This window comes from Trichocoleus sp. FACHB-40 (assembly GCF_014695915.1).
Classification (GTDB): Bacteria; Cyanobacteriota; Cyanobacteriia; order Cyanobacteriales; family FACHB-T130; genus Funiculus; species Funiculus sociatus.
On record NZ_JACJPF010000095.1, the window covers coordinates 22,015 to 33,578 of the forward strand.

Here is an 11,564-nt window from a genome sequence, read left to right on the forward strand (position 1 = left end):
GCCGAGGCTCTAATAATCGCGCTCGGCTATTTCCTTTATACACCTATCACAAAACCATCCTTCCTCATCCTCATTGAAGTCATCGCCGAAATCTTGAGCTGTGGTTTCTCCTGGCTCGATTAGTGACAGAATGAGGCATTCACATCGCAAGCAGAATTTTACAAAGTAGCGGACTTCACAACGGAAGCAATGGACAGTCCTATCCTTTGAGGTTGGATCGGGAAAAGCGACTGCCTCCTTATGGCATTGCTCACACAAAAGCAAATCATGTTCTACTCCATAGTCTTTAGGATGCAGTGAGATATTATGCTCTGCCATTCGTTCGGCATAGGAGCCGAAGGCATTTAGCAGTGCTTCGTAGGTACGCTCTGTGAGTTCATTTTGAAGATCAAGTCCTAGTTCTTTATAAAGGAATATTTTCAAAAAACGCATAGCCCGACCGACGTAGTTTTCAATCTGCTCATAATCGCCAGCAAATTCATAGTGTTCGATGGAGTTTCTTACCTTTCGTAGGAACTCTAAATCACTTTTATCCTGTTCTGATAAACAAACCCCAATCTGATGTAGGCGTTTTATTATATTTTTAAAATCGACCGTATAACCATCAGGTTCTACTTTCTTGTTCTTATAAATCTGTTCAAGACCATCTTTCGCAAGTCGTGCTTTGAGGAATAACTCCGTTGCATGAAAAATGTGAAGGACTGTGTACTTAAGGTCAGTATCCCTTTCAGCAGCGCACAAATGCTCAACGGAATGCTCAAGGGAGTCCATCGCATTATCTTCAAGCCCCAAGACGAAATTGTTACCACTCGAAGAATCTGTTATTTCTGTCATTACTTATATGAAGAAAATTATAAGACAAGTTTTTAGTAAGGTGGGCAAGATTGCCCACCTTACTATTAAACTAACCTAATTATCAACTCGCACTGGCAATGGTGTCTCCAGAATTTCCATGAACACCTCTAAGCACGATCGCTTTCCAAGTAAGTTATGCTCATCCGACAACTTTCAGTCTCGGTTTCCCTTTTTTGAATACCCGTTAAGCATTTCAAGTGATTGCTATTTGGGTTTCTTCTCCAGCAAGTAGGGCGGACAAGATGCCCACCCCACAAGTATAAACTGTCAGCTTTATTCCCTACCGCCCATTTGTGCAGCGACTTCTTCGGCAAAGTTGCTTTCAGGCTTTGCAATGCCTTCGCCTAAGTTAAAGCGGACAAAGCGACGCACTTGGATATTTTCGCCGAGTTGAGCTACGCTTTGCTTCACCAGTTCTTCCACCACGATACTTTGGTCGCGAATGTAAGGCTGATCCATCAAAGACATTTCTTTCAGGCGTTTTTCAATTCGTCCTTGAAGAATTTTTTCTTTGATGTTTGCTGGTTTGGAAGTTAAGTCATCGCGTCCCATTTCGATTTGTGTTTCTTTCTGGACAATTGCAGCCGGAATGTCTGCTACCTTTATATACTCCACGTTCGGACAAGCGGCAATTTGCATGGCGATGTTTCGCACCAGGTTTTGAAATACTTCACTGCGACTTACAAAATCAGTTTCGCAGTTCACTTCTACTAGCACGCCGACTCTACCGCCAGTATGAATGTAGCTGTCAATAATTCCTTCTGCCGAAATACGATGGCTTCCGTCGCATGTTCTACTCATACTTTTTTGCCGCAACCATGCGATCGCTTTCGCCATATCGCCATTGGTTTCATCCAGCGCCTTTTTACAATTCATCATGCCTGCACCTGTTTGTTGGCGCAGTTCTTTGACGGCTTTTGCAGTTATTTCCACCATGTTTGATTCCTCCTTGACTAATAATTTTGTTGACCTCTCCCCAACCCCTCTCCTGCGAGGAGAGGGGCTTTTTTCTTCCCGTTCCTTACGAGGGTTAGGGGTTAGGTTTTCTCACGCTACTATGGCGCTACAATTGAGCCGATCTAGTTATCAATTCGCACTGGCAATGGTGTCTCTAAAATTTCCATCAACAACTCAAGGCGAGATGGACGAGACAATAATGGCACCAAGTTCGGCAGCGAGTAGTAATCACCTGCAAAGGTGAATGTTTCCAGCGGTACTTGAGATTGCTGCAACTGCCTTTCTAAGTAGTTGCTGTGATTGCCGACTTTAACAATAATTACATTCGGCACAACCTTCAATTCTTCGCAGTAGCGAGGATAAACTGTGTTGAAGTAAGGGGCGTTGTTTTCGCCTTCATCGGTAACGATGATGATTTGTTCTGCCGACTGTTTGTTTTGCCGCATCTTTTCCAGCGATGCGCCGATGCTAGTGCAACCATCGGGAAACAACTTTTGGAAAGCTTTCTCCCAATCTGATAGCGCCTTACCTTGTGCTTTTACTTCAACAGCTTTGGTGTCGAAAGCATAAACAAATAAATTGCCTTCGCTGATTCCAGAAATCAAAGCTGCAATTTGCTTTCCGACTTCCAGCGCCTCAGTCATGCTGCTACTTTTGTCTACAAACAAGGCGGTAGGCTTGGTAATCTTACCCCGCTTTTTTACCTGTTCGTTAACAACTTGCTCTAGCTGCGCCACAGTTGCATCATCGACATTGGCGACACCTGCGGCTTTCATCGCTTTGAATGCAGACACGCGATCGCTTGTTGCAGCTTCTGTCAGTTTTGCATCAATCAACACCTTCACCTCAGCGTTTTCCATCGCACCTCGCGCTTGGAGTGACTTGAGGTTGTTAATGACCTCCTGCGGTGACATGGCGTTAACCAGCGCCATCAGTACCTCTGGCGTTACTTCCTTCACCGCACCAATAGCGACAGTGTAAGGAATTTTGTGTTCTGCAATCAGTTGTGCTTGTGCTTCTGGTGTCTCTGCTTTTGCAAGTTGCTTGAGTGCAAACGCAAGACTATCTTCAGGCGGTGCATCTTTGAATAGTACGGCGTTAGCGCGATCGCTAGGGCGTATGTGCAAACTTGCATAAAGATGCTTCATCGCCTTGCGTCCCCGCACCGCAGCGCGATCAAAAAACGCAGCATTCTTCTCCCGTTCCTGCAAATATCGCCGCACCGCAGTCCGCGCCGAACGTGGCAACTTTTGCTGATGCTGCTTCATAAAGTCTACAATCCGCGCCACCTGGTAAGGCGGAAATTCTTGTAGCATCATGAAACCCGCGCCGCGATGTTCGTTCAAGCTGCTGGTCAGCAAATTACCGACAAAAACTTCCTTGTGGTCGCGCACATCCCCATGACGCTGATACCATACAGCCAGGTGTCCGTAAAAGATGGGGTCAAGTTCGACCATCATCTTATGCACTTCTGCTACCTTACCCAATTCCCGGTGTGGTGTAGTCAGCAGACTGTTGAGCATTTCCAAACGCAAGTCGCGTTCTAGTGTATTCATTGCAACTACCTCCATTGCATCTTGAAGTGTTGAGGAGGCAGATGTCGCACGCAAGTAATTTGGTGCCGCGCAAGTTGGGAGAGCTTTATTTATGCCTGCTATAGGTCTCAGGCTTGCAGCGTACTAACCTATGTACGCACCATTTGGTTTTTTGTAGGTATGTAAGCTCACCCGATTGGGGCGCGGCGACAACTGCCATTATAATTCGCCAAGCAAGAGACTGTCATCCCTGCTAATCTAAAGGTTTCAAATCCGGTTCAGTCCAACTTATCCGAGCTTGCCAAGACATTAAGCGATCGCGACTGTAGTATTGTAAGGCAAAAGACTTTTTTCCGTAATTTTTGATAAACTCGTTCGCAATATCTAGGAGGGAGAAATCTTGCCTTGCAATCGGCAGATATCTACCGATTATCCGAATCCAAAATAGAGTGATGGTTTCGTGATAGCCGCTGTCGTTGCTGGTTTGAATGCCACTCACATTGTTGTAGTGCTGGATGCGATCGCGTATGCAATTCGTCGCTTCTGCCTTCGAGTAACGAGTGAGATACCATAATGCAACAGTTAAGTGTGCGCGATGATTCCACTCGCTTCGTGGCAAGGTGCAATTCTCGAATGCCGCAATTAGATTTTCTATCTCACCGACTGATTGGTATTTCACAACCGCCATTAACTGAGAGAAACTTTTGCGCCTGCTGCTTCCAGTTGTTGCTTGATGTCGTTGGCATCGGCGAGAGCGATCGCTTCCTTCACCACGTTCGGCGCTGACTCAACAAAGTCTTTTGCTGCCTTCAGATCCAATCCTGTCAAAGTCCGTACAACTTTGAGGATTGCAATTTTCTTATCAGCAGGAACTTCCTCCAGAACCACATCAAACTCAGTTTGTACTGGTGGTTTTTCAGACTTGTCTTCCTTTTCCTCAGTAATCACTGTCCACTGGCGAGGAGAAGCATCAACTCTGAAAGTATTTTCAATTTGCGTAACCAGTTCAGCAGTCTCAATTAGCGTTAAAGATTTCAACTGTTCTAAAATATCAAGTGTTTTTACAGACATTGTTATACTCCTCCTCATAATTAGAAATGAAATATTGACACTACGCGCAAGTTGAGAAAGCTGTTCGGATATACACGGGAGTTGAACCCGTCACTGCTTGATTCTGAGTCAAGTGCTCTAACCAGATGAGCTAGTATGTAAGCTTTATCGATTAGGGCGCGTAGTGGAAATTTTGACAATTAGAAATAATGAGTGTCCCGCACAAGTTTAAAAAGCTATTCACTGGAGAGTTACCGTTACTCTACACTGCCAAATAATGGCAGCGCTAGGAATCGTTGGCGTAGCCTGCGCGTAAGCGCATACCTACATTTCCCGCTTATCAAGCGGGAAATGTAGGTATGCTTCTCAGGTTAGGGCGCGAAACACAAAATTTAAAGCTGAGTATCCATAAAAGACACTATCTAGTTTGCAATCTGTTTTTGAAAAAATTGTCACCTCGCACAAGTTCAGAAAGCTGCTTCGGGAGTTGAACCCGACTTATCGATTAAGAGTCGATCACTCTACCACAGAGTTAGTATGTAAGCTTTCTCAGTTAGGGTGCGAAGTGGATATTTTTCTCTGCATTTGTGGAGAAATATGGGAGGCTACACGCAAGTCTAAGAAGCTTTTTTTACACCTCTCCAAAAGGCGGAGAGGGTAGGAATTGAACCTACAATTCGGTGTCCCGAACGTTACCAGTTTGTATGCTTCAAAAGTCGGGGCGCGTGCCATCGACACCCACGATTTGTAATTTTTAATCCCGCACAAGTTAGCAAAGCTGTTTTCACTTTGGCGCTCTATCCATTGAGCTACAGCCGCTTTTAATGCAGCTGGTGGGAATCGTAGGCGAAGCCTTCTCGAAGAGTACCCACTACCTCCCCGGTCGTAGCGGGAATGTGTGTATGCTTCACAAATTAGGGCGCGGGAAAAGCTTTTAAAAGGTTGCTCCATGCAAGTCGAAAAAGCTATTTCACATCTGCCGTTCTTACCAGGTTTACACCTGGCAGTGGACGCGCAAACTTCATCTAACGTGAGACTTAGAATGCTTCGCTAGTCGGTCGCCCGAACATCGCTACCTTAGGGCCGTTATAGTTACGAAAAGAGTGTATGCTTCTTCTATCGGGACACGGAGTGAAAGTTTTTATCTAGCCGTATACGGCTTCTGGACGGATGATTAGATCGCCGCTAGGACGACGCTCAATAACGTATGTTTCTAAGCGATCGCGTCTAACATCAAAATGCTGTGCGAGGCGTTCCTTAACGGCTTTGTCGTTCATTCCAGCCGTCACACCCAGTTGATTTTCTGCGATGTCGTAGGAACGACCTTCAAAACGAATGTGAACCATTTTAGACACCTCCTTAAAAGCTGGTTGGCAAAGCGTATTAAACAGGTTTGATTTGTTTGCCTTAATTTATATACTACAATTGTAATACATGATTGTCAAGGGGATGGAAAAAATTCTTTCTTTCATCCTGAAAGCAAGCCATACCCTTTGGTATCGGCGCAAGCGATCGCATCCTTGGAACGCTAACAGCTAAACTCGTATTGGCGTATATGCAAAGCAGAAGTATAGGTTGGGTTTCCTTGCGCCAACTCAAGCTATGACGATGGGCGATCGCACTACAACCGCCCAAGCAACTCGTCATACTCTGCATGAGTCCCAATCCAGAACCAGTAAATATGATCTTCCTCCACTAAACCGAGAACTCGGTAGTTCAGTCCAACGCGAGCTGAGTAAATAGGTTGACGCTGACTAACCCGTTTGAACTGAAGACTGTTTTGATAAGGGTCTGATCGCCAGAGAGCTTATGCTTTGGTAGCCTGTTCCTGAACCGATTCAGGTAACTGACTGAGTTGCTTACGAAATGCTTTTGTTACACTCGATTTCATTGCTTAGGCGGAAAAACTTCATCGAGTGGAGTGGTATCACCAGCAACGATTTCCTGACGTACCATTTGGGCTAAACGATCCCATTGCTCGTTTGTAGTGGATTCAAAGCGGACTTTCCATGCCCGTTCATCTTCTAATTCAGCTAGAAGACGAGTAGCGATCGCATCTTGCTCTTCCTGTGGCAGTTTCTCAAGCTCTGCGATGACGCGCTGAAGTAATTCAGTCCTGGTTCCAAAAGGTAGGTAATCCTCTAAGAGGCATCATAGCAATATACAGCGATCGCATCCTTGAAAGCTAACAGCTAAACTCATCAGTGACCGATAACCCCAAAGCAAAGTCGAACGCTTGAAGCGAGATGGAAGGTAAGCGCGATCGCACTCTCTCTACACAAGTTTTGCAGAAGTTATGGTGCGATCGCATAATTGGTGCGCTAACGTTCCCGTTGAGCGGCGGCAAGCATCCTTTGCATCCCCACAGTGGCTTTCGTTCGTCTCCGCTGCAACAGGGTTGTTAGACGCTTGGCAACTGCATCTCATTTCATGTTGCAGCTTCTTCTGGTTTGTTGCTAGGAGGTAGAGCCTTTGAAGTTTGAGCTGATAGCTGTGTAAATGCATCAACTACACTTTTCACTTCCTCCACAGATACAGACGGATTGTTGAATTTACCTCGCAGCACTTCTATAACTTTCTCCAAACTCCATTTTGAGTATCGGAGCTTACGGATGTAGTCAAAAATAAACAAGCCAGCTATTAGTGAGACAACAAGCAATATTACTGACGAAATTTGCCATGTGTTTCTTGAATTTGTAACCTCTCTCAGTAGCTGTTTCGTGTCTTCATAATCCTTCTGAATCTGTGATGCTTGTCCTACCTCTTCTCCTGTCGTTCTAACAGTAGAATTAAAATCTTGAACTCTGCTCTCTAGATCGTTTTCACGTTTGTCTAAAAGTTGTTCGCGCCTAGCTAGTTCTTGCCCTCTTTTCTCCAGAGACAACTGTTCTTCAGAAGCTGTTCGACCACCCTGTAAATCCGCCTTTAGCCTTTCATTCTCTGCTGTCAGTTTTAAGACTACTTGCTCTAAATTTTCACGTTTTATCTTTTCGTCTTTATAAGAAGTTGAATTGGGGGAGGTAAACCATCCTGCACCAAATCCAATCGAGAATAGAAACAGAGTAACCGCTGCTCCTATACCAAGTGTCGTTAACAAACTCTTTTGTTCGGTGTTCATGCTTGACGGATAACCTCTCAGTACCCTAAATGAAATAGGTAATTCAGATCTACTTCCACTTTGTAGCTTCTACCGATGCCCTAAACAGGCTTAGGCTACCCACCAATCATCTCAAAGTACCATCCTCACAGATAACCAAAAGCGTCTAACTATTAATTGTGCCGCAGCTACAGTTTAACTCCCCTATTGGTAATATTATCCCGCACTTGCGGTCTGCTTATGAGCAATCCACCGGGAAGGTACTGCCCCTTCTACCTCTGCGTTATCAGCACAGTGCCTCGCTTCTCGGCTTCCGGTGGGTAAACAGAAGATGAAGGAATCGAACCCTTACAGGTATCACCTGTATATGGAGGGACAGATAGATTGTCCAGCCAATGACAAATAGTTTGGCGAATGACAAATAGTTTGGCTAATACATCCTGTAGTATGTTTTATGCGGATTTACGCATCTTTATTTGACAGTTATCTAAGAATGTGATACCAAGGCGGTTTCTACCATTTGCCCGTCTGCCAAAAAACTGACATATTGATCTAATCCGCATTCGATAAGTAGCAAATTCCAGTCAGATGTCTCAAGTTTGTTAGGCCGGCTGACTGTGGGACAGAAATACCATGCTGTATTCCAGTAGGCGCATAAATATGCCCACTCATGTGATTCAAGCAGAGTGAAATATACGGCATTCTGCATCGCCTCGTCGCCATCAAGCGAGCTTTTGAGCGCCAACCTCATTCTCCTGAATGCAAAGTTTCCACCAAGAGAGAAGCGAAATTTACCCCAATCAGGTTTTTTTGCTTCTGGATCTGCTGAGATGGGATTGCCACCGTTGTTTAAAAACTTTTGAAACTCTTCATTCTCAATTGGATAAAAAGTTTCGTTGTCTAGGTTAATTATTAGTTTCGGGTTGCTACTTAGTTTCCAGTTCATGAAATTTTCCAGAATTCAGCTATGGTATAAATCTCAACTTCTCCATAGTTGCTTGCTACTCCTAACCCGGTAGTGGGGGCGTTACTGCCACAACGATGCTGAACTTCAAAAGCCTTACTGCTAGTAATGGTAAACACTCCAACAATAAAACTTCTGGTTTGTACTCCGCTCCCAGCGTCTTGGGTTTGTTCACTTGATCCAACTACAGCCGTTAAGTTATCGCTAATATTTCTTAACCGTGCTTTGTGTACTGAAGCGTAGTAAGCGGGAGCGGAAATCTTGCAGCGATAAGAGCCGGAAAGCAATGTTATTTGATTGCTGGACAAGCTTGCATTATTTCCTGTGTCGCTTTTCTTTACGTTTAGAATCCGAGTTTGCCATGCTCCAGAAGTGAAGCTGCCTCCATGAGTTCCACTAGCTTTTTCGTCGGCAATTAATATATAATCCCCTGATAATCCGGAGGATGCAGACACTGAAACTATTGCGTTGTTGTAGGCATAGCGCCAATTTGAGCCATCGCTCCATACCATGCGTCTATTGCCGCCATCGCCATCCGTAACCCATGCGATCGCGCCCTGATTTTGGGAAGCTGCTGGGAGTCCCGCCACAGTGTAGGAAGCCAAGGAGAATGGCTGTCTGGCCCTATTGTTGATCGCATTCTGAAATGGCATTAGATAAAGTCCACGTTTCCTTGATTGATCTCAGCCACCCACTCTGTATTGGCGATGATACAAGTCAGCGTCAGGCAGTCTCTTTGGTGGGTTGAATTCGCACTACCTGGTGTTCCAGCAGTTGTACTCACATCTCCAGCGAATATTGTTATACCTGCTGGTTGCGCTATTCTCCAGCCTCCGGCTCCGCGTCCAATTACTTGAATCACGCTCCCGGCTGGTGCAGTTGCTGGAAGTGTGAGCGTTACCAGGGTTGCTCCATCGCAGACGTATCGCGTATTAATTGCGGCTGTTAGTGATGCCGAAGCAGCGACAAGAGGCATTCCAAACGGATCAGGAGTAAAGAACTCTAATGCGTTCGCAGATGAATTGGTTCGAATTTGTTGGAGTGCCGTCCCGTTAGCAACGTTAGCCAGGGGTAATTTGCCCGTAACCATCGAAGCTAGGTTTAAAGACCCCCAGCTAGGCAATGCCGAAGCGCCGCCGCCAATTAAAACTTGTGATGCTGTGCCCGTAGGGACTGTTTGTTGTGTTCCAGTGGCGGAAGTTCCTGCTGCAATCAATCCATAAGCTGTTCCGCCCGTGTTCCTTCCTGTACCGCCATTACCGACAGCAATGTTGGTTCCATTCCAGGTTCCTGTGGTGATTGTTCCAACAGAAGTCAATGATGAGCTAACAACAGTTGAACCTAATCCTGTTGCAGTTAAGACGTTGACATTATTGATTTTGTAGCTCTTCCCTGAGAGAAGATTCCAATGCTCGGAGCAAGTCCAGTTCGTATTGGAACTATCCCAGACAATAGTTTTATCGGTTGCTCCTTTTAGAGTGATGCCACCACCGTTTGCCGTGGCATCGGTCGGAGGGGCAACGTCGCCGAGAACTATATTAATGTCGTCAACCGTGAGAGTGGCTGAGTTTATTGTCGTTGTCGTGCCGTTGACAACCAGATTCCCGTTGATGATTAAATCTAGGGCTTCTAGGTTTGCAAATGCTGTATCTCCAGCATTCCTAATTTGCAATCCCCCGGCGCTATTTTTAAGCCGTGGGCCAACGTTCCCGGAATCTATTTGGAAAAAGCTGCTGGTTGTTCCGGTGTCCGTGTTCTGGGTGTGCGTACTCGGTGCAGCAGTCCATGAGGGGAAGTTAGAACCCGAAACAGAGAGTAGTTGTCCAGGGGTTCCTATTGGAAGCCTGGTCAGTAACCCGGACGGATCTCTGTAATATAAATCGCCGGGAGCATCGCCACCTAACGCGGTTTTTGTTCCGGCAACAAGCGATCTATTAATAGTATTTTGTAGAGCCATTTTAGATTATCTAGTTAATAGAAAAGTTTCCCTGAGCTGAACGAGCCAGCCATTTGAAGCTGGCTTCAATGCACACCAATTCCAGATAGTCCCCAGTGTCCCCGCCCTCTATAAAGCCGTTTGTTCCTGGGGTCGAGCTTTGGTTGCCGAAAATGACATATTGATTGACGTTTTGGACGATCTTCCACAGTCCGGAAGCTTCGCCAAAGATATAAATGGTGTCGCCTGTAGCGGCTGTTGCAGGTAGGCTCAAATTAATCGGACTAGAATTTGTCAGGCGATATCCGCGGTTGACTTGCAAGGTAGAACTAACGTTCAACTCCACCCACGGCGTATTCTGCTGAGCTGGGGAGATTAGCCCCCAGCCAGTGCTACCTATACCGGATTCCTTGAACCAGAGAACATTCCCGGCTGTTGCTGTTGTGTTGATATAGAACTTGCCAGTTGCGGCAGCAACTACTCCTTCAGGAGATCCAGAACCAAATATCACCCCGGCAAACGAGTCAGGCGAGACAATTGAGGCTGTCCCGTCTGCGTTTTTTTGCAGTAATCCTGCACCAGCTAACTCGCCGATAGCGACTAAAATCGATGGCTTGTTGTTGATATTTTCCCAAAGCACTGCGGCGCTGCCATCGGGCGCAGTTAGCTCTGTGCGTCCTGGGGCCATTTGTACCCAGCTACTTCCATCACTCCGATAGAGCGTTCCGTTGTTCACGTCTGAAGACAGCCAAAAATAGCCAGCATTATCTGGCTCCGCTTCCGGGCGTAGCGCCTGCGGCCCCGCACCATGAACTTCAGTTAAGAGAACATCAGCCACACAAACCTACGAGTAACTTTAGTTTTCAGCTTAGTTACTCGTAGGTTTGTTGTTTAGGCTGATTTTTATGTGTGTTTGCGCGGATTTCCGCACAAATTAACCGCGAGGCATTGAGTCCGCGATCGCTCTCGCAGCCCCCAGAGGAATTGTGGCGTTGAGCGGATCATCTAATCTAGCTTGCCCATTAGAGATAGACTTTGCGCGAATTACGCCTCCGGATGTGTTCCGGATCAGGCATTCCCCGCTCTTGCAGTCATATCCTGCGTAGGCTCCCGATACTTGTTGCGAGTTATCAACTGCCATTTGAACCTGAGCAGTCTTCTGATATAAAC

General features: G+C 46.0%; 15 protein-coding genes, 1 tRNA gene and 1 pseudogene. 1 reads left to right on the top strand and 16 read right to left on the bottom strand.

The window, feature by feature from the left end; all coding sequences use genetic code 11:
- Positions 1 to 9: 9 nt before the first annotated feature.
- The 10 genes and pseudogenes from H6F63_RS20625 to H6F63_RS31145 form a co-directional block, all read right to left on the bottom strand.
- Positions 10 to 834: a hypothetical protein gene (locus tag H6F63_RS20625; RefSeq protein ID WP_190639342.1), complete on the bottom strand. Its 825-nt coding sequence runs from the start codon at positions 832 to 834 to the stop codon at positions 10 to 12.
- A gap of 294 nt (positions 835 to 1,128) precedes the next feature.
- Positions 1,129 to 1,791: a translation elongation factor Ts gene (gene tsf / locus H6F63_RS20630; RefSeq protein WP_190639343.1), complete on the bottom strand. Its 663-nt coding sequence runs from the start codon at positions 1,789 to 1,791 to the stop codon at positions 1,129 to 1,131.
- 143 nt (positions 1,792 to 1,934) lie between these two features.
- Positions 1,935 to 3,368 carry a hypothetical protein gene (locus tag H6F63_RS20635; protein ID WP_190639344.1) on the bottom strand — a complete coding sequence of 478 codons (1,434 nt, stop codon included), beginning with the start codon at positions 3,366 to 3,368 and terminating at the stop codon, positions 1,935 to 1,937.
- 232 nt (positions 3,369 to 3,600) lie between these two features.
- Positions 3,601 to 4,035, bottom strand: coding sequence for a hypothetical protein (locus H6F63_RS20640; RefSeq protein ID WP_190639345.1), 435 nt, complete (start codon positions 4,033 to 4,035; stop codon positions 3,601 to 3,603).
- Positions 4,035 to 4,418 (bottom strand): 50S ribosomal protein L7/L12, encoded by a 384-nt coding sequence (rplL, locus tag H6F63_RS20645; protein ID WP_190639346.1) that lies wholly within the window; start codon positions 4,416 to 4,418, stop codon positions 4,035 to 4,037. The genes H6F63_RS20640 and rplL overlap by 1 nt, the downstream gene beginning before the upstream one ends.
- Before the next feature lie 68 nt (positions 4,419 to 4,486).
- Positions 4,487 to 4,553 (bottom strand) — tRNA-Leu (locus H6F63_RS20650).
- Between the two features lie 989 nt (positions 4,554 to 5,542).
- On the bottom strand, positions 5,543 to 5,743 hold the full coding sequence (locus tag H6F63_RS20655; RefSeq protein ID WP_190417924.1) for a hypothetical protein: 201 nt from the start codon (positions 5,741 to 5,743) through the stop codon (positions 5,543 to 5,545).
- Between the two features lie 73 nt (positions 5,744 to 5,816).
- Complete coding sequence (locus H6F63_RS20660) at positions 5,817 to 6,044, bottom strand: hypothetical protein (RefSeq protein ID WP_190639347.1); 228 nt, start codon at positions 6,042 to 6,044, stop codon at positions 5,817 to 5,819.
- Positions 6,019 to 6,288: pseudogene (locus H6F63_RS31140) on the bottom strand (hypothetical protein). The gene H6F63_RS20660 and the pseudogene H6F63_RS31140 overlap by 26 nt, the downstream one beginning before the upstream one ends.
- The gene (locus H6F63_RS31145; RefSeq protein WP_347276821.1) at positions 6,285 to 6,491 is read right to left on the bottom strand and encodes a hypothetical protein; all 207 of its coding nucleotides are present in this window, start codon (positions 6,489 to 6,491) and stop codon (positions 6,285 to 6,287) included. Before H6F63_RS31145 ends, H6F63_RS31140 begins: the two are co-directional and overlap by 4 nt.
- 152 nt (positions 6,492 to 6,643) lie before the next feature.
- Between H6F63_RS31145 and H6F63_RS20665 the strand changes: the two genes are divergently transcribed.
- Positions 6,644 to 6,802, top strand: a complete 159-nt coding sequence (locus tag H6F63_RS20665) for a hypothetical protein (protein ID WP_190639348.1) — start codon at positions 6,644 to 6,646, stop codon at positions 6,800 to 6,802.
- 23 nt (positions 6,803 to 6,825) lie between these two features.
- Here the strand turns inward: H6F63_RS20665 and H6F63_RS20670 are convergent, their stop codons facing one another.
- The 6 genes from H6F63_RS20670 to H6F63_RS20695 form a co-directional block, all read right to left on the bottom strand.
- Positions 6,826 to 7,515: a hypothetical protein gene (locus H6F63_RS20670; RefSeq protein ID WP_190639349.1), complete on the bottom strand. Its 690-nt coding sequence runs from the start codon at positions 7,513 to 7,515 to the stop codon at positions 6,826 to 6,828.
- A gap of 466 nt (positions 7,516 to 7,981) precedes the next feature.
- Complete coding sequence (locus H6F63_RS20675; RefSeq protein ID WP_190639350.1) at positions 7,982 to 8,440, bottom strand: hypothetical protein; 459 nt, start codon at positions 8,438 to 8,440, stop codon at positions 7,982 to 7,984.
- Positions 8,437 to 9,111 (bottom strand): hypothetical protein, encoded by a 675-nt coding sequence (locus tag H6F63_RS20680; protein WP_190639351.1) that lies wholly within the window; start codon positions 9,109 to 9,111, stop codon positions 8,437 to 8,439. The genes H6F63_RS20675 and H6F63_RS20680 overlap by 4 nt, the downstream gene beginning before the upstream one ends.
- The gene (locus H6F63_RS20685; protein ID WP_190639352.1) at positions 9,111 to 10,415 is read right to left on the bottom strand and encodes a hypothetical protein; all 1,305 of its coding nucleotides are present in this window, start codon (positions 10,413 to 10,415) and stop codon (positions 9,111 to 9,113) included. Before H6F63_RS20685 ends, H6F63_RS20680 begins: the two co-directional genes overlap by 1 nt.
- Before the next feature lie 10 nt (positions 10,416 to 10,425).
- Positions 10,426 to 11,232, bottom strand: coding sequence for a hypothetical protein (locus H6F63_RS20690; protein WP_190639353.1), 807 nt, complete (start codon positions 11,230 to 11,232; stop codon positions 10,426 to 10,428).
- A gap of 96 nt (positions 11,233 to 11,328) precedes the next feature.
- The gene (locus H6F63_RS20695) at positions 11,329 to 11,535 is read right to left on the bottom strand and encodes a hypothetical protein (protein ID WP_190639354.1); all 207 of its coding nucleotides are present in this window, start codon (positions 11,533 to 11,535) and stop codon (positions 11,329 to 11,331) included.
- Between the last annotated feature and the right edge of the window lie 29 nt (positions 11,536 to 11,564).